This window comes from Owariibacterium komagatae (assembly GCF_045865535.1).
GTDB lineage: Bacteria > Bacillota > Clostridia > Oscillospirales > Ruminococcaceae > Ruthenibacterium > Ruthenibacterium komagatae.
On record NZ_AP031406.1, the window covers coordinates 2,138,173 to 2,156,159 of the forward strand.

Here is a 17,987-nt window from a genome sequence, read left to right on the forward strand (position 1 = left end):
TGTCGCATTTTCAATTTGTGTTTGCCGCATGGGAATGATACAATAGTGCTATCAATCGCCAGGGAGGAGCGCCATGAAAAAAGCAGAAAAATCAGAATGGAGCGCCTCCGTGCGGGAGATGCTTCTGCGGGACCAAACCACCGGCGGCCGCATTGTATGGGCGGTGGACGATTATGCCCCGCTGGGACCGGAATTTGCGCCGCAGCGGGAATTGACGGCCGAGCTGCGGGCGGTTCTGCGGCCCCGCGCCCAAAAACAGCAGGAGCAGAAGACCCGCCGCACCCGCGCGCGGGGCGAAGTGTTTACCCCCGCGTGGATCTGTGCCGCCCAGAATGATCTGACGGATTTGTTCTGGACAGGGCGCGGGCAGACGGAGTACGTGGATGCGCCCCGGCTGGAGCTGGCCTGCGGCGAGGCGCCTTATCTGGCGGGCGGGCGCGATGCGGTGACCGGCAGACGGATTCCTCTTTCCAAACGAACCGGAATGCTGGACCGCAAACTGCGTGCTGCGGGCGTTGCGGCCCAAAGCGAAGAGGAATGGATGTGTCTTGCGCTGCGGGCGGTGCGCAGTGTGTACGGTTTTGAGTTTCAGGGCGACAGTCTTCTGCTGGCCCGGGAAAATTTGCTGCACACCTTTGAAGAGGCGGTGCGCGACCGCCTGAACCGCGCGCCTGCGGAGCATGAGCTGCTGGCCGCGGCCGAGGTGCTGTCCTGGAATCTGTGGCAGATGGATGCGGTCTCTGCCTGCCCGCCGGGAAGACCGGAAAGCCCCTGCCGGTTGAAAAATTGGAGCACGGGCCAAACCGAGACGTATCAGGCTCTTTTGCGGGGGCATGGGACGCTGCGTTTTGACGCGGTGGTGGGCAATCCGCCCTATCAGCGCAAGGACGGCGGAAACGGCGCCAGTGCGTCACCGGTGTACCCGCTGTTTGTGCAGCAGGCGAAGGCGCTGGCGCCCCGGTGTGCCAGCCTGATCATTCCCGCAAAGTGGTACTCCGGCGGAAAGGGATTGGATCGTTTCCGGGACGAGATGCTTCACGACCGGCGCATTTCCCATCTGGTGGATTATACCAATTCGCTGGACTGCTTCCCCGGTGTGGACATCGCGGGCGGCGCATGCTATTTCCTCTGGCAGCGGGAGTACGACGGACCCTGTGACTTTACCAATTTCCGCAAGGGAGCGCGGCAGCATGCCGTGCGTTTTCTGGACGAATTTCCCACACTGATCCGCTACCCGGCGGCCGTGTCCATTGTGCACAAGGTACAGGCTCTGGCCGAGCCGAGTTTGGCCCAGCGGGTTTCCAGCCGCAAGCCCTTTGGCCTGGCCACCAATGTAAGGCCCGGAGAAACAGGCGCGTTGACGCTGCGGTACAACGGTGGAACCGGGCCCTTTCCCCGGGAAGAGGTCCGAAAAGGCGCCGAGATGATCGGTCAGTGGAAAGTGATGCTGTCTTATCTGACCGCGGAGCACGCGGGCCAGCCGGACAAAAGCGGCCGTTTCCGAATCCTGTCCACCATGGAACTGCTGGCGCCGGGCACAGTCTGTACGGAGACGTATCTGGTGGCGGGCAGCTTCGACCGCAAACGGGAAGCGGTCCATTTGGAACAGTATCTGCGCACCCGGTTTGTGCGCTTTCTGGTGGGGCAGGTGGCTGTGTCGCAGCATGTGACGCGGCAGTGCTTTTCGCTGGTGCCGGAACAGGACTTTTCCCGCGCCTGGACGGACCGGGCTCTGTACGAAAAATACGGCCTCACCCATGAGGAGATCGCATTTGTTCAGTCGCTGATCAAGCCCATGGACGGAAAGGAGTGACGACCGATGGCGCAGTGTGATGAGAATTACTGGAAAGATCGCTATCAGTCCACCTGGGACCGCTCCACCCAGCGGGAGGCGGTGCTGGCGGAATATCTGGAGCGAAAAACAGGCCGTCAGGTAGAGCCCTGCGGTCTGGGTGCCGAAAGCACCGCGTACATTGCGGGAAGTGCCTCGAAAAATGGCTTTGAAAAGGGAGACGCAGACCTGCACGTGGTGGGAACCAATGTGTATATTGAAGTCACAGGCCCGCTGGAAGGCAACGTGGGGCCGCAGCAGCCCCTGTGGTTTCGCCCGGATAAGCTGGAAAACGCAGTGAAGAATCTGGCGAACGGGCACGATACGTTTTTGGCGCATAACTGCCCGGCGGCAAAGCTGTGGCGGGTGGTTCACGTGGACGAGGCGTTCGCCCGGCGCTACCGTGCAAAGGCGTTCCCGGTGCGGGAAAAGCGCATTCGGGGAGCGTTGGAACATTATGTGGAGATCGATGCAGCAGACCCCTGTGTGCGTCCCATCCGGGAGCTGACGCAGCGGATCTTGGCGCAGAAATAAAAGCCCGAATACAACAGGAAAGTGGCGCCGCTGATGCGGCGCCACTTTCCTTCTCTTTGTTTTTAAACGTTTTCCGCGGTGGCGTTGGACAGGCACTCCTGCGGCGGGCGCCCCACGATCAGGTGTTCGCCATCGGAATAACCCTCCTCAGAGTCTTTCAAAGATTCGATCAGGTAGCCCCGCAGCTGGGCGATTCGCGCCTGATGCGCGGGGTCTTCAATGGCATTGTGGGTTTCCTGGGGGTCGTTTTCCAGGTCAAAATACTGCTCTTCCCCGGTCTGAGAGAACCACACGTATTTGTCGGTTTTGGTAACAATGAACTGATTGGAGCGGTCTTCAAAGCGGAATACATGCTCTCCGTGCAGCCAGGTGCGCTTTGTGCCTTCCAGTGCGTTCTCGCCGTCCAGATGAGCCGGGACCGGCGCGTCTGCCAATTTCAGAACGGTGGGCATTACGTCCTGCAGACCCACCAGCGACAGGTCCGTGCGGCCCGCGGGACCAATGTATTTCTCCGGGCCGGCTACCAGCATCGGCACTCGGACGCTGCCCTGATAGGGCAGCGATTTGTGGCACCAGCAATGGTCGCTGAGCATTTCGCCGTGGTCGCTGGTGAACAGGATCACTGTGTTGTCCCGCAGCCCGTGTTCCACCAGTGACATCCAGATCCGTCCGATCTGATGGTCCATGTGGGTGATGCAGGCATAGTAACCGATCTGCTGCTGGCGGATCAGCTCCGGGTCGGATGGCCCGGTGGCTGCGTTGTAGCGCCGCCCGTACCGCTGCAACCAGTCTTCACGGTCCCAGTCGCCCCTGGCCGGAGCGCGCAGGGCACGGTCACGGTACATGTCAAAATAGCACTGGGGCGCGTCGTAGGGCGCATGGGGCCGCACAAAGCTCACCATCAGGAAAAACGGTTTGCGCGGGTCGCGGCGGCGCAGGAAGTCAATGCTGCGGCTGGCCACCCAGTTTGTGGGATGCAGCGCCTCCTCGTAGGGCCAGGGCCGGGCCACCCAGCTGTTGCACTCCACGCCGGAGTCTGTCACATCACATGCGATGCCCTTTTCGTTTTTCAGCCAGTAAAAATAATCGTCTGAGATCTGCTGGTTTTCGTGGTAATCCACCCCGGGGAACCGGCCGTAGTGCAGGTATCCGTCGTGCAGTTCCACACTGGAAAAGCCCATGCTGTTGCGGGCCGGATACACGTGCATCTTGCCCACGCAGTGCGTCTGGTACCCCTGCCGCGTCAGTTCGCCCGCCATGGTGCAGCCATAGTTCCACTCCACACAATCCTGGTATCCCACCCGGCCGGTGTGCCGGGGAGAAAGCCCTGTGTGAAGCACTGCCCGCGCCGGTACACAGCTGGGGCAAGGGGAGTAGGCGTTGGGATAATAGACGCCCATGTCCGCCAGAGAGTCCAGATAAGGCGTCTTCACGTCCGGATGTCCGGCGACGCCCATGCAGTCGCCCCGCATTTCATCGGTCACAATCAATACAATATTGGGCCGTTCGTTCATTGCAATTCCTTCCTTTCGCTGCAAGGGGACAGATGCTGCGCACGCCAGGTCAGAAAGCGGCGCAGGGCAGTATCCCAAAAAGTCCATTCATGGCCTCCGGACCATTCTTCATAGGTGTGCGGTATGCCGGCGCTTTCCAGGCGCTGGTGAAGGCGGCGGTTCATGTCCAGCACCAGTGCGTCCTGCTGGCCGCACGCCAGATAGACAGGCTGCGTGCCGCGCAGACCGTCCAAAGCGTCGGTGTGTGCCAAAACCGCTCCCGCGGCCTTTTCGCCCCGGCGCTGCACCACGCCCCAGGGTTCCACCGCCCCGGAAAAGCTGCCGGCGGCAGCGTAGCGGCCCGGGTCCAGCGCTGCCAGCCGCAAAGCGGCAAAACCGCCCATGGACAGTCCCGCCACGGTGTACTGAGCCGGGGACAGATCCAGCGGAAGGCGGCTGGCCAGAAAGGCCGGAAGCTCCGTGCGCAGATATTGTTCAAAGGACAGATCAAACCCAAGATCAAACCCGTAGCTGTTCAAAAGACCGGGCATCACCACCGCCACCCCGGCCTGCGCGGCGGATTGTTCCGCCATCGAATGGCGCAGCCATGCGCTTTCGTTGCCCTGCATACCGTGCAAAAGCAGCAGTGTCGGCCATTTTCGCCCGGCTTCCTGTGCGTATACGGCGGCCGGACCTTGCGCTTCCAGCCGTTCCGGCGAGGGCGAGGGCAACAGTACGTTCACGCGGACAGCGCCGCCCAGACTGTGCGCATAGAATTCCAGTTGAATCAGGTCCATGATGCACCCTCTGCTTTCTCATTGATCTATTGGTATGCTAGCATGCGTGAAATAAAAATGCAATACATCAAAGATTTATAAAAAATATTTTCAAAACTTGTGCAAAACAGCAGTTTTTTCTTTCCGGAAGCTTTCTATAAACCAAAAAAGGGAATGGGACTTGTTTTTTTCGAAAAAATTATGTATGCTGAAAAAAACTGTCATAATTGGCCCGGCCCGGAAGGCGGGCGGGGAGGAGGAAGCGCATATGGCACAGAGCAACAGCGTCGAGATCCGGATTCGAGACGCAAAACCTACGATGACAAGGGTGGAAAAAACCGTGGCGGAATATGTGGAGCCGCGGCTGGCCACGGTGAAATCCATGTCCATCAAGCAGCTGGCACACAACAGCCGCACCAGTGAAGCGTCTGTGCTGCGCTTTTGTAAAACGCTGGGCTACCGGGGTTATCGGGATTTTATTCTCAGCCTGTCGGCAGCGCTGGGCTCGGATGAGAGCGTTGCCGAGGAACGCCGGTATACCGACATTCGGCCGGGGGACGACCTGGCCACGATCATTGAAAACGTATCTTTTAATAACCGACGTTCCATCGAAGAAACATTGAGCGTTTTGGACAAGGAACAGATGGCGCGGGCGGTGATGCTGCTGTGCGCGGCGCCCCGTATCGACTGGTATGGGCTGGGTGCATCCGGCATTGTGTGCGCGGACGCGCAGCAGAAATTCATGCGCATTAACAAGCGTTGTCAGGCGTTTGTGGACGGTCACAGCATGCAGACCGCCGCCGCGCTGCTGAAGTCCTGGGATGTGGCGGTTCTGGTGTCCAATTCCGGCACCACCGCGGAAATTCTGGATGCGCTGGAACTGGTGCGCGCCGCCGGCGCCAAAAGCATTGCTTTGACACGCTACAGCAAAAGCCCGCTGGCATTGGGCGCGGATGTGGTGCTGCGCATTTCCACTCCGGAAGTTACGTTTCGCAGCGGGGCCATGGGCAGCCGCATTGCCATGCTCAATCTGGTGGACATCCTGTTTTCCGGCGTGGCAAGCGCTCAGTACGATGAGATCAAGGAGTATCTGGAGCGCACCCACGATGCGCTGTCCTCCCGCCACAGGGAATAATTCGCGGAAAAGAGAAGAAAAAGAGGTCGTTTTGATACGACCTCTTTTATTTTTTACGTAAATATGTTATTTTTTGAGCTGTAATCGTTCTCTTGTGCAAAAATGCCAAAGAGGAAAGTTGTTTTTGAAGCAAAACAACAAAAATAAATTTAAAAATAAAATATTTTTTCATAATTTATTGACAATTTGGAGCAAAACCGTTATTCTGAACTTGCAACGAACGGAAAAGGGCAAAACTTTTGTGGAAAGTGCCCTCGGACCGTTCTCGTAAGGAGGAGCCGATCATGAATCAATATCTGTCCAAGCTTGGCACGGAAAAACGAAATCAGGAGACAAAAGACATCGATCTGTGCACCACGCTGGAGATGGTTACGCTGATGAACCGGCAGGATATGGAAGTACCGAAGGCGGTGGCCACGCAGCTGAGCGAGATTGCCCGTGCGGTGGATCTGCTGTATGAGGCGCTGAGCCGGGGCGGACGGATGATTTATGTGGGGGCAGGAACTTCGGGCCGTTTGGGCGTTTTGGACGCAAGTGAATGCCCGCCCACGTTCAGCACCCCGCCCGAGATGGTACAGGGCTTCATTGCCGGCGGCGACAAAGCGCTGCGCAGTGCGGTGGAGGGATGCGAAGACAGCCGCGAGCAGGGCGTGGAAACCGTTGAGAAAGCGGCCGTCACCGAAAAAGATGTGGTCGTAGGCATCACGGCAAGCGGCAGCGCGTCTTATGTTTTGGCGGCGCTGGAAGAGGCCCGCCGGCGCGGGGCCCGCACAGTGGGAGTTGTGACCAACGCGGGCACACCGTTGGAAGCTCTGTGCGACGTGTGCATTGCACCCAATGTGGGACCGGAAGTGATCACCGGGTCCACCCGCCTGAAAAGCGGCACCGCGCAAAAACTGGTTTTGAATATGTTGACCACCTGCACCATGATCAAGCTGGGAAAAGTCTACGGCAATTTGATGGTGGACCTGAACCCCAGCAACCGCAAACTGTATGACCGGGCGCAGCGCATCATCCGCGAGGTGACAGGGGTGAGCGAAGTGCAGGCCGCCCGGGCGCTGCAGGAGGCCGGAAACAATACAAAGCTGGCCATCATGATGCTGAAAAGCGGGCTGCCCAGGGAGCAGGCCGAACAGAAACTGGCCGGGTACGGCGGCGTATTGCGGCGGGCACTGGCAGACAACGGGGATTCCCCGGAAGATTCCGTATTGCACAGCCGAATGGCTTGACAATAAAAAAACTATAGGAGGATCGAACGATGAAAAAACTTGTATCAATGGTTCTGGCTCTGGCCCTTTCCGTGAGCGCACTGACGGCATGCGGCGGCGGTGCCAGCTCCAGCACGGCCGGGTCCGGCACGGCGTCCGGTACGGCGACTGACGCGCCCGATACCATCACCATGCTGCTGCCTCCGGTATCCACCACTTACCAGGATCAGCTGTCCGTCTGGGCAAAGGAATTCAACGAAATGTATCCCAACCTGACGCTGGAATTTGAAACGGCCAGCTGGGAGGACTACAAAGAAAAGCTGGACGTTCAGGTCAACGCCGGCACCCCGCCCGATATTGCGTGGGTAGAGTACGACCGCGTGGGCACACTGGCTGATTCCGGCCTGCTGGTGGACATCAGCGAGCTGGTCAGCGAGGAGCAGCTGGCCGATTTTGACGAGAGCGCGCTGGAGTTTTATCGCCTGGGTGAAGGGCTGTACGGTCTGCCCGTTTACATTTCCGTTCAGTGCCTGGGCGGCAACAAAGCCATGCTGGAAGAGGCAGGCATTGACTGGAAGTCCGTGCAGCAGAATGGCTGGACCTATGAAGAGTTCCGCGAAGCCATCAAAGCCGGGTCCACCGATGACCACTACGGATTTATCTTCGCCTGTGCAGGCGTTACCGCATCGGACTACCTGAACATCATGGTTAAGAATGCCGGCATGCCCGCTCAGTTTGACAAAGATTTGAAGTTTGCCTACACCAGCAAGAACTTCCTGGAGCTGCTGAAGTGCATCCGCGAGATCATCGATGACGGTTCCACCCCGAAAGAAATGAGCAGCGTGGACGCCGGCAAGCGCTGGAACATGTTCCTGACCGGACAGACCATGATCTTCGGCAAAGGTCTTGCCAACTTTGAAGGTCTGGCTGTAGCCAACAATGAGAAACTGGCCGCCAACGACGGTACCGCTGTAGAAGGAAGTATTGAGGCTGAGTATGTGGTTCTGCCGGTTCCCACCTTCTTCGGTGAGGAGCAGCAGGCACAGGGTTCCGCCGCAGGTTACGGCATGTTCCGCACGGTAGAGGAACCCGACCCTGTGCATCAGGCCAATGTGATGAAAGCGATGTACTTTATGGCGTCCGGCGAACCCGCCGCCTTTACCTGCAACGAACTGTACCTGTCCGGCCTGAGCGAGAGTTCCCGCACTGCGATGGCCGCCATTGAAAACACCGTGCCCCGCAGCGAGGACAACGCCAAAGCTATGGAGCTGCTGACCAGCCAGGCAGCAGAAGCCCGCCCCGACATCCCCGCAGAGATGACCGCTCAGGCGACCCGCCTGATGGACGAGGTCATCGTGCCGAAGTTCCAGGCACTGCTGGCCGGCGAGACCACTCCCGAAGAGATGTATGAGGCTGTGAAATCAGCCGCCATCGAGACCTTCGGCGAAGACGGCGTCGTGCAGGACTAACCCCTTAAAAGAGAAAAAACGATCACAAAGAGCCGGCCCGGAAGGCGCCGGGCCGGCTCTTTCTTTTTTTCAGGCGCGCAAAGCAGCGCGCTTATCCGCCGTATATCCAGAATGCAGGAGGTCATTTGCTATGAAGAAAACCGCTTCTTTGAATTACAGCACCGGCAAAAAATGGCGCCTCACCGGCGAGGATATGTGGGGTTATGCGTTTATTGCGGTGGCGATGATCGTCTTCTGCGTTTTTACGGTATACCCCGTTATCAGCGCCTTCTTCACCAGTTTTGAAAAATACAAACCGCTGGGCTCCACATTCGTGGGGCTGGAAAACTATAAAACCACTTTTTCAAGCAGTCTGTTTTACAAATCCATTTGGAACACGCTGGTGTACACCGTGTTCACTGTGCCACTGTCGCTGTGCATCTCCTTTATTGTGGCTATTTTGATTCTTCCTTTTAAAAAGAAAGTTCAGTCCCTGTTCAAATCCATGTATTACCTGCCGGCGGTCGCCTCGGGCGTGGCGCTGTCGGTGGTCTGGCTGTGGATCTACGATCCGCTGCCCACGGGACTTTTAAATTCATTGCTGGCCAATTTCGGCATCAGCAACGTCAACTGGCTGGGTTCCTCGGACACCGCCATGTTCAGCCTGATTCTGATGGCGCTGCTGGCCGGACACGGCACACAGATCATCATCTATCTGGCCGCGCTGCTGGGCGTGCCCTCCAGCCTGTTTGAAGCCGCCGATCTGGACGGCGCCACCTTCCTGCAGAAGGTGTGGTTCATCGTTTTGCCGCTGGTCAAACCCACCACGCTGTTTTTGCTGGTCACGGGCGTGATCGGTTCCTTCCAGGTGTTCATGAATGCTTACATGATGACCGGCGGCGGCCCGGACAATGCAACCACCATGGTAGGCCTGATGATCTTCAACAACGCATTCAAGTATTCGGACTATGGTCTGGCCTGCGCCCAGGCGCTGATTCTGGCCGTGGTCATCGCTGCCATCTCGCTGCTTCAGTTCAAACTGATGGGCGAAGACGTGGAATATTAAGAGAGGAGGAGCGTTTATGTCCGGTTTGTATTCACAGCATCTCAACCGCCCCTGGCTGCGCTGGGTGCGCAACGGGCTCATTGCACTGGTCCTGATTTTGCTGGCGGCGGCCACGCTGTTTCCCATCTATTACATGATCGTTTCCTCTTTCGGCGCTCCGGTGGAGGCGGGCGGCGCTTCCTACAGCCTGTTCCCCACCACGCTGACGCTGGACTCGTACAAGTTTTTCTTTGACTTCAGTCCCTATTCCGCGCGCTGGCTGCTCAACAGCCTGATCGTGGGCGTCATCACCGTGCTGGGCAATGTGCTGTTCGCCAGCCTGGCCGGCTATGCCTTTGCCAAAATCCGCTTCAAGGGCAAACGCTTTCTGTTCTTCGCGCTGCTGTGCGCCATGATGATCCCCTATCAGGTCACACAGGTCCCCCTGTATATGCTGATGGTCAACAGCCTGCACATGGACAATACATACGCCGCGCTGGTGGCTCCCACCTTTGTGACCGCGTACAATGTGTTTTTGTGCAAACAGTTCATGTCCAGCCTTCCCACCGAGATCATCGAGTGCGCGAAAATCGAAGGCTGCAATCAGCTGCAGATTTATTGGAAAATCATTCTGCCTCTGTCCAAAACCGTGCTGGCGGTCATGGCCATTCTGACTTTCATGAACAGCTGGAACAACTTCTTCTGGCCGTTTTTGATGACCAGCAAGGACTATATGCAAACCATTCAGGTGGGCCTGAAAAACTTCAAGTTTGCCAACACCACCTATTTTGCACCGATGATGGCCGGCGCTACCATTTCGGCGCTGCCCATGTTTATTTTGTTCTTCAGCCTTCAGAAATACTTTTTGGAGGGCGTCACCATCGGCGCGGTCAAAGGATGACCCGCCCCGCGTTTTTTCCGCTGCTGCATCAGCCCCGCCGCGTGTTGGTGGGGCTGATGTCCGGCACGTCGGTGGATGGCATCGATGCCGCGGTGGTGTCCGTGACAGGCCAGGGCGAAGCCGTTGCGGCGGAGCTGCTGGCCTTTTTCAATACGCCCTTTGCACCACAGCTGCGCAGCCGTATTTTTGAAGCATTCAGCCCCGAAAAAGCCACCGTGCGCCTGCTGGGCGCACTGAACATGGAGCTGGGCGAAGCGTATGCGGCAGCGGCGCTGCACGCCATCCGCGAAGCGGGGCTGACCCCGCAGGATGTGGATGCCATCGGTTCCCACGGGCAGACCGTGTGGCATGAACCCCAGGGGGACCCCGCGTTTACCGTGCAGCTGGGGGATGGCGATGTGATCGCCCAGCGGACGGGCATTCCCTGCGTCAGCGATTTTCGCACCGCGGATCTGGCCGCAGGCGGTCAGGGCGCGCCGCTGGTGCCCTTTACTGAATTTCTGCTGTATCGCAGCGAAACGGAATGCGTGCTTTTGCAGAACATCGGCGGCATTGGAAACGTGACGGTGCTGCCCGCCGGGTGCCGGGCCGAAGAGGTGTCCGCCTTTGACACCGGCCCGGGCAATATGGTCATGGACGGGCTGATGGCCCGGCTGACGGACGGCCGCGAGACCATGGATGCAGGCGGCCGCACCGCCGCCCGCGGCCGGGTGTGCGCGCCGCTGCTGGAAGAGCTGCTGCGCCACCCCTATTTCCGCACGCCGCCTCCCAAGACCACCGGCCGTGAGATGTTCGGCGCCGATTACGTGGATGACCTGCTGGCCCGCGGCCGTGCGCTGGGCTTGTCCGGCGAGGACCTGGTGGCCACCGCCACCGCACTGACGGCCGAGAGCATTGCCGCGGCCGTGCGGGAATATGTGATGCCGCGCACCCGGCCCGCCCGCCTGATTCTGGGCGGCGGGGGAAGTTACAACCCCACCCTGGTTTCGTTTGTGCGCCGGGCGCTGGAGCCGTTGGGCATTCGGGTGCAGACCCAGGAAGAACTGGGCCACAGCAGCGACGCAAAAGAGGCGGTGGCCTTTGCCCTGCTGGCGGACTGCACGCTGCGGGGCGTGCCCTCGGCCATGCCTTCGGTGACAGGCGCGCGTTACCCCGCTGTTTTGGGAAAACTGTCCTTTCCGGGAGGAGTGGAATAAATGAAGCTGAGACCCTTTGAAGAACAGGATGTGCCCGCGCTGTACACCCTGTGGAACCGGGCCGCCCCCGCCTGGGGATATGCGCCCATGACGCCGGCGCAGATGGACCGGGCGATCTTCCGCAATCCGCATTTTGACCCGTCGCTGGCTTTGGTGCTGGAAGACGGAAGCCTGCACGGGTTTGGGTGCGCCGCCTTTGGGGACGATTTGCCCGGCGGCGCGCAGAGAGGATACCTTTCCTGCGTGGTGACAGACGATGCAACCGACGCCGGGTTTGATCTGCTGCTGGACGGGCTGGAACAGGCTCTGGCCGCTGCCGGCTGCACCATGGCCGACGTGCTGTTTTTCAACCCCATCCATCTGCCCTGGATCATTCCGGGCACACCCGGGCACACCCACAACAATGTGCCGGGCTGCTGGGTGGACGGACCGGCCTATGGGCGCATGCGCGCACGCGGTTACGACGAGCGCGCGCGGGAGTGCGCCATGTATTTGAAGCTGGGGGATTTCCGCCTGCCCGCTGCACTGCAGGAAAAACAGAATGCGCTGGCAGAACAGAATTATTGGATTCAGCTGTATGACCCGGCGGTCCACACCGACCTGGAGGGACTGCTCAAAACCCTTGGAAATTCCGAGTGGGAGAGAGAAATCTCCGCCTGTGCGGCGGACGGAACGCCGTTTCTGGCGGCGCTGTGCGGCCGAAGCGTGGTGGGCTTTGCGGGCCCGGTGTATCCGGAACCGGGCGGCCGCGGCTATTTTACAGGCATCGGCGTGGCGCCCGCCCACGAGGGGCGCGGGTTGGGAACGCTGTTGTTTTATCGCCTGTGTGAGGCGGAGCAGGCCGCCGGAGCCCAGTATATGTCCCTGTTCACCGGCGAGAAAAATCCCGCCCGGCACATTTACCAGCGCGCGGGCTTTGAGGTCGTACGCACGTTCGGCATTCTGCGCAAAGCGCTTTGAGAAAAGAGGAGACACTGTATGGAGACAAAACATACCATTCTGGCTATCGGCGCCCACATTGGTGACATGGAACTGACCGCCGGCATGCTGCTGGCCGCCTGTGCAAAACAGGGCGGAACGGTGGCCACGCTGGCGCTCACCGCCGGGGAAAAAGGCGCGCCCGCGGGCGCGGATGTGGCCGAATACCGGGCCAAAAAAGTGAGCGAGGCCGAGACCTTCGCGCGGAAACTGGGCGGCCGCGCCTATGTGCTGGATCACGCCGACGGCCTTTTGCCGGACGACGACGCAGTGCGGTTTGAAGTGTGCGACATCATCCGCGCAGTCAAGCCGGACATTCTCATCACCCATCACAAAAACAGCATGCACAAGGACCACGCGGCATGCCACCGCATTGTGGAAGACGCGCGCTTTTACGCGGGAATTGCCGGGTTTGAGCGGGAACTTCCCGCCCATTTCGCCCGAACGCTGTATTTTGCGGAAAACTGGGAGGATGCGGTGGGCTTCCAGCCCTATGTGTATCTGGATGTGACCGAGGGATACGAGCTGTGGAAAGAAGCGATCACGGCTCACTGGTTCGCCGTACACAGCAAAAGCTTTCCCTACATGGAGTATTACGACGCCCTCAGCCGTGTGCGCGGCATTGAGGCGCGCACCGGCCGGGCGGAATGCTTCATGATCCCGGACGAAAATCACCGCCTGGTGACCACGCTGTAAAAGGGGAGAAAGACAATGGTCGGTTACGGAATTGACGTGTTGTGGGAGAGCGGACGCTACGACGATCTGCTGAAAAACAGGCGCGTCGGCCTTTTGACCAACCCCACCGGGCTGGACACCCGGTTCCGGTCCACGGTGGATCTGCTGAACAGCCGGTTCCGCCTGACGGCTCTGTTCGGGCCGGAGCACGGCGTGCGGGGCGATCAGGCGCCCGGCGCGGAGATCGCCACCACCCGGGACAGGGCCACGGGCCTGCCGGTGTACAGCCTCTACCGAAAGGATTCCAAGCGGCTGACCGAGGAAATGCTGGATGCGTTCGACGTTCTGGTGTATGATATTCAGGACGTGGGCAGCCGGTATTATACATACATCTACAGTCTGCTGTACGCGCTGGAAGACTGCGCCCGGGCCGGAAAACCGGTGGTCGTGCTGGACCGCCCAAACCCCCTGGGAGGAAATGTGGTGGAGGGCAACCGGGTGAAGCCGGAGTACACCTCCTTTGTGGGCGGCTACCCGCTGTGTATGCGCTACGGGCTGACCATCGGCGAATTCGCCCGCATGGCCAACCAAACGCTGGGCGCGCAGCTGACCGTGGTGCCCTGTGCGGGCTGGCGGCGGGAGATGCTCTGGCCGGATACCGGCCTTTTGTGGGTGATGCCCTCGCCCAACCTGCCGCGGTTCGAGGCGGCGCTTTTGTATGCCGGCACCTGCCTGTTTGAAGGGACGAACCTCTCCGAAGGGCGCGGCACTGCGGCGCCGCTGGAACTGATCGGCGCACCGTACATCGACGATCCGGCCGCGCTGGCGGCGGCCATGAACCAAAAGGCGCTGCCGGGCGTGCTGTTCCGGCCCCAGTGGTTCACCCCTTCCCTGCAGAAAAATGCGGGGCAGCTGTGCGGCGGCGTGCAGCTGCATGTCACCGACGCCCGGTCGCTGCGTCCGGTGCGCACGGCGCTGGAACTGCTGTATGAAGTGGAAAAGCGCTGGCCGCAGGACTTTGCCTGGCGCACGGTGCTTCCTCCGGCCACGCAGCCCCACATCAAGCTGTTGGGCGGGGACGACCAGCTGTACCGGAAGGTGCCTCTGGCGGAGATCCTGGAGCAGTACGCGGCCGAGGAGGCCGCCTTCGCCCGGGAAAAACGCGCCAGCCATCTGTATGAATGAAAGGATGCTGTTCATGACGCTGCGAGAAAAACTGGGCCAGCTCATCATGTTCGGGTTTCCCGGCCTCACGCCGGGCCCCGAAGCGCTGCGCCTGATAGAAGAATACAAAGCGGGCAACATTGTGCTGTTTGCCCACAATCTGGAGTCCGCCGCGCAGACGCGCCGTCTGTGCGAGGAACTGCGCCGCCGGGTACAGGATGCCACCGGTGTGCCGCCCATCCTCAGCATTGACCAGGAGGGCGGCGTGGTGGCGCGCCTCACCGCAGACGCGGTGTCCTTTCCGTCGGCCATGGCCATCGCGGCCACGGGCGATGTGGAAAACGTCCGCAAGGCGGCGCTGTACACGGGCCGGGAGCTGGCCGCTCTGGGCATGAACTGCAATCTTGCGCCCGTGATGGATGTGAACACCAACGCCCAGAACCCGGTAATCGGGGTCCGGGCCTACGGCAGTGAGCCCGGGCCGGCGTCCGACTTTGCGCTGGCGTGCATTCGGGGCCATGTGGAAGCCGGGGTCCTGCCTGTGGCAAAACACTTTCCCGGTCACGGCGACACCAGCGTGGACAGCCATCTGGGTCTGCCGCGGGTGGAAAAGTCACTGGATGAGCTGATGGACTGCGAGCTGGTGCCCTACCGCCGTGCCATCGCACAGGGCGTGCCCGCCATCATGGCGGCACACATCCTGTTCCCGGCGCTGGAAAAAGAGAATCTGCCCGCCAGCATGTCCCCGGCCATTTTGCAGGGGCTTCTGCGGGAAAAACTGGGCTTTACGGGTCTGATCGTGTCCGACTGCCTGGAGATGGGCGCCATTCAGGATCATTACGGCACGCCCGAGGGCTTTGTGGCTGCGCTGAAAGCAGGCCTGGACCTGGCGTGTATTTCCCATACGCCCGCGCTGGCGCTGCGGGCGCTGGACCTGGCCTATGAGGCGGTCATGGACGGTTCGCTGCCGATGGCACGGGTGGATGAGGCCGTGGCCCATGTGCTGGCGGCGAAACAGCGTTTTGCCGGCGCTGCCGCCTCCTGGGAGGAAGTGGGCTGTGCGCTTCACCGCAAAGCCGCCCGGCACATCATGGAACAGGCCATGACCCGGCTGGATGAAAACGGGGTGCTGCCGCCGGTGGATGAACATGCGTTCTTTGTGGGGTGCCCCGCTTACCGGGCCACCTTTGCTTCCAGCGCGCCGGATGACGGAAACACCTTCGCGCAGACGCTGGCCGGGCGCTTCGGCGCGGCCTTTCAAGTGACGCCGGTGCAGCCCGCTGAAGCGGATATTCAGGCGGTGCTGCAGGCGACCCGGCCGGGCCAGACCGTGGTGGCCGGGACTTACAACGCCCACCTGAACCGGGGGCAGCTGGCACTGGTGAACGCATTGTGCGAGGCCGGGCGCAAGGTGATTGCCGTGGCGCTGCGCAATCCCTACGATTTGCCCGCGCTTTCCGAAAAAGCTTGGAAGCTGGCGGCGTTTGAGTACACGCCCCTGTCCTTTGACGCGGTGGAACAGGTGCTTCGCGGAGCGGATGCTCCGGGAAGTTTGAACGGTTTATAAAGGAGGCAGGACCATGGGCCTGTATGTGCTGGGCCTGGACGGCGGCGGAACCAAAACGCTGGCGCAGGCCATGAACGCAGAGGGCACACCGCTGTTCCGGGTGGGCGGCGGCGCGCTGAATCTGAACAGTGAAACACCGGACCGGGTGCGGGCGGTGGTGCGGGACATTCTGCAACAGGCCGGGCGCCAGGCAGGCGGCCCGCCGGCCGCTGTGTGCATTGCGGCGGCCGGGGTCAGCAATCCCGCTGCGGCGCAGGTTCTGCGCGCAGGCGCGCAGGAAGCGGGCTATGCGGGGCCGGTTCAGGTGACCGGGGACCACATGGCGGCTTTGGCGGGCGCGCTGGGCCGGCCGGAAGGGCTGATCCTCATTGCGGGCACCGGCTCCATTTGTGCCGGGCGCACTGCCGACGGGCGCGAGGCGCGCTCCGGCGGCTTCGGGCATCTGATCGATGACGAGGGCAGCGGTTACGCCATGGGGCGGGACGTGCTGCGGGCGGTGATCGAAGCCTGGGACGGCCGTGGCCCCGAAACCTGCCTGACGAAGCAGGTCTGTGAAACGCTGAACGTGCAGGACGCGGCCGGCATTGTTTCCTTTGTGTATGTGCCGGAGTGCACCAAGCGGGACATTGCGGCGCTGGCCCGGCTTTTGCCGCAGGCGGCGGCTGCGGACGACGCGGCCGCACTGGCCATTTACCGCCGTGCCGCCCGGGAACTGGCCCGTCTGGCAGAGGCGGTCGCCCGCCGGCTGAAGCTGGAGCAGGGCGAGCTGGCGCTGGCGGGCAGTGCACTGGTCAACGATGCATTTTTGCGCCAGTGCCTGTCCCAAGAGCTGACCCGGCTGGAACCGGGCCTGACTGCGGTGCTTCCCCGGCAGGACGCGGCCATGGGCGCGGCGCTGCTGGCCCGGGAGATGCTGCGATAAGGAGGAGCCGACATGGCAGATGCCGCAAAATTTGACAAAAACATGGCCTCGGCCCGCGGAGACGGAGAGGGGTGTGTCTGGCTGGACGTGCCCCATGCACCCATTCAGGTGCGCGGCCTGGGCTTTTTTGAGGCGGAGAATTCCTGGAACCGTCTGCCGGAAGCACTGTTGCCGGTGCTGCGGGACAAACGTCCCGCACTGGTGGAACTGGCGCGGCACACGGCGGGCGCCTCGCTGGACTTTGTGACCGACAGCCCGGAGGTATGGGTGCGCGCGCAGGTGGATGCGCCGCCCTATATGAGTCATATGACTGCCGCCGCCCAATGCGGATGCGACTGTTACGTCCGTGTGCCCGGCGGGGATTGGGCCTTTGCCGGGGTGACAAAATTTCCGGTGGCGGACCGAAGCTTCTGCTGCAGGCTGGCGGAACACCTTGTGCCGCACACACAGGTGCGCATTCACCTGCCGCTGTACATCGGTGTGCAGAGCGTGGAAGTGGGGCTTGCCCCGGGGGCGCAGCTGCAGCCTCCGCCGGCATTTTCCCGCCGGGGCGTGGCGTTTTACGGCACATCCATCACACAGGGCGGGTGTGCCAGTCATCCGGGCATGGCCTATCCGGCCCTGCTGAGCCGGATGTTGGATGCACCCTGTTACAATCTGGGTTTTTCCGGCAACGGCGTGGGAATGCCGGATCTGGCGGGGGCCATCTGCGCGCTGCCGGATCTGGGGGCGCTGGTGGTGGACATTGAGGCCAATGCCGCGCCCGAAGGACTGCTGGAACAGAATTTGCCCCGCTTTCTGGACGCGGTGCGGGCCTACGCGCCGCAGCTGCCGGTGCTGGTGCTGTCCGCAACCGCACGTCCGGCCTCGCTCTGGAACGGCACCATTGCCGCCGAAGCGGAGAAGAATGCCGCTGTTCAGCACCAGGAGGTGGAAAAGCGCCGTGCCGCGGGAGACCGGCAGATCTTCTTTGCGGACGGTCGGGCCCTGCTGGGGGCGGCGGGCGCGGAAGCCACCGTGGACGGAAGCCACTTGACCGATTTGGGCTTTTACGTTTTGGCGCAGAATCTGGTGCCGCTGCTGGAGAAAATGCTGGGATAAGAAGGGCTGAACC

General features: G+C 61.0%; 16 protein-coding genes. 14 read left to right on the forward strand and 2 right to left on the reverse strand.

Annotation, left to right across the window (positions count from 1 at the left end):
* Positions 1 to 73 precede the first annotated feature (73 nt).
* Positions 74 to 1,813 (forward strand): Eco57I restriction-modification methylase domain-containing protein, encoded by a 1,740-nt coding sequence (locus tag ACKTS9_RS10595; protein WP_407880691.1) that lies wholly within the window; start codon positions 74 to 76, stop codon positions 1,811 to 1,813.
* 6 nt (positions 1,814 to 1,819) lie between these two features.
* Positions 1,820 to 2,365, forward strand: a complete 546-nt coding sequence (locus ACKTS9_RS10600) for a hypothetical protein (RefSeq protein WP_407880693.1) — start codon at positions 1,820 to 1,822, stop codon at positions 2,363 to 2,365.
* Positions 2,366 to 2,427: 62 nt separating this feature from the next.
* Here the strand turns inward: ACKTS9_RS10600 and ACKTS9_RS10605 are convergent, their stop codons facing one another.
* The gene (locus ACKTS9_RS10605; protein WP_407880695.1) at positions 2,428 to 3,879 is read right to left on the reverse strand and encodes an arylsulfatase; all 1,452 of its coding nucleotides are present in this window, start codon (positions 3,877 to 3,879) and stop codon (positions 2,428 to 2,430) included.
* Positions 3,876 to 4,655 carry an alpha/beta hydrolase gene (locus ACKTS9_RS10610; protein WP_407880697.1) on the reverse strand — a complete coding sequence of 260 codons (780 nt, stop codon included), beginning with the start codon at positions 4,653 to 4,655 and terminating at the stop codon, positions 3,876 to 3,878. Before ACKTS9_RS10610 ends, ACKTS9_RS10605 begins: the two co-directional genes overlap by 4 nt.
* Before the next feature lie 247 nt (positions 4,656 to 4,902).
* Between ACKTS9_RS10610 and ACKTS9_RS10615 the strand changes: the two genes are divergently transcribed.
* The 12 genes from ACKTS9_RS10615 (at position 4,903) to ACKTS9_RS10670 (ending at position 17,974) form a co-directional block, all read left to right on the forward strand.
* Positions 4,903 to 5,769 carry a MurR/RpiR family transcriptional regulator gene (locus ACKTS9_RS10615; protein ID WP_349215165.1) on the forward strand — a complete coding sequence of 289 codons (867 nt, stop codon included), beginning with the start codon at positions 4,903 to 4,905 and terminating at the stop codon, positions 5,767 to 5,769.
* 284 nt (positions 5,770 to 6,053) lie between these two features.
* Positions 6,054 to 6,998 (forward strand): N-acetylmuramic acid 6-phosphate etherase, encoded by a 945-nt coding sequence (gene murQ / locus ACKTS9_RS10620; RefSeq protein ID WP_407880700.1) that lies wholly within the window; start codon positions 6,054 to 6,056, stop codon positions 6,996 to 6,998.
* Between the two features lie 29 nt (positions 6,999 to 7,027).
* Entirely contained in the window at positions 7,028 to 8,446 is a 1,419-nt protein-coding gene (locus ACKTS9_RS10625) for an ABC transporter substrate-binding protein (protein ID WP_407880702.1), read from the forward strand.
* A 130-nt stretch (positions 8,447 to 8,576) separates the two neighbouring features.
* On the forward strand, positions 8,577 to 9,491 hold the full coding sequence (locus ACKTS9_RS10630) for a carbohydrate ABC transporter permease (RefSeq protein WP_407880704.1): 915 nt from the start codon (positions 8,577 to 8,579) through the stop codon (positions 9,489 to 9,491).
* A 16-nt stretch (positions 9,492 to 9,507) separates the two neighbouring features.
* Positions 9,508 to 10,371 (forward strand): carbohydrate ABC transporter permease, encoded by an 864-nt coding sequence (locus tag ACKTS9_RS10635; protein WP_407880707.1) that lies wholly within the window; start codon positions 9,508 to 9,510, stop codon positions 10,369 to 10,371.
* Complete coding sequence (locus tag ACKTS9_RS10640; RefSeq protein ID WP_407880709.1) at positions 10,368 to 11,567, forward strand: anhydro-N-acetylmuramic acid kinase; 1,200 nt, start codon at positions 10,368 to 10,370, stop codon at positions 11,565 to 11,567. The genes ACKTS9_RS10635 and ACKTS9_RS10640 overlap by 4 nt, the downstream gene beginning before the upstream one ends.
* Complete coding sequence (locus ACKTS9_RS10645; RefSeq protein WP_407880711.1) at positions 11,568 to 12,527, forward strand: GNAT family N-acetyltransferase; 960 nt, start codon at positions 11,568 to 11,570, stop codon at positions 12,525 to 12,527. It begins immediately after the preceding gene.
* 18 nt (positions 12,528 to 12,545) lie between these two features.
* Complete coding sequence (locus tag ACKTS9_RS10650) at positions 12,546 to 13,241, forward strand: PIG-L deacetylase family protein (RefSeq protein WP_407880714.1); 696 nt, start codon at positions 12,546 to 12,548, stop codon at positions 13,239 to 13,241.
* Between the two features lie 15 nt (positions 13,242 to 13,256).
* On the forward strand, positions 13,257 to 14,405 hold the full coding sequence (locus ACKTS9_RS10655) for a DUF1343 domain-containing protein (RefSeq protein ID WP_349215169.1): 1,149 nt from the start codon (positions 13,257 to 13,259) through the stop codon (positions 14,403 to 14,405).
* A 13-nt stretch (positions 14,406 to 14,418) separates the two neighbouring features.
* On the forward strand, positions 14,419 to 15,951 hold the full coding sequence (locus tag ACKTS9_RS10660) for a glycoside hydrolase family 3 protein (protein ID WP_407880716.1): 1,533 nt from the start codon (positions 14,419 to 14,421) through the stop codon (positions 15,949 to 15,951).
* A 13-nt stretch (positions 15,952 to 15,964) separates the two neighbouring features.
* Positions 15,965 to 16,873, forward strand: a complete 909-nt coding sequence (locus ACKTS9_RS10665; RefSeq protein WP_407880719.1) for an N-acetylglucosamine kinase — start codon at positions 15,965 to 15,967, stop codon at positions 16,871 to 16,873.
* A 12-nt stretch (positions 16,874 to 16,885) separates the two neighbouring features.
* Positions 16,886 to 17,974: an SGNH/GDSL hydrolase family protein gene (locus ACKTS9_RS10670; protein WP_349215172.1), complete on the forward strand. Its 1,089-nt coding sequence runs from the start codon at positions 16,886 to 16,888 to the stop codon at positions 17,972 to 17,974.
* The last annotated feature ends 13 nt before the right edge of the window (positions 17,975 to 17,987 follow it).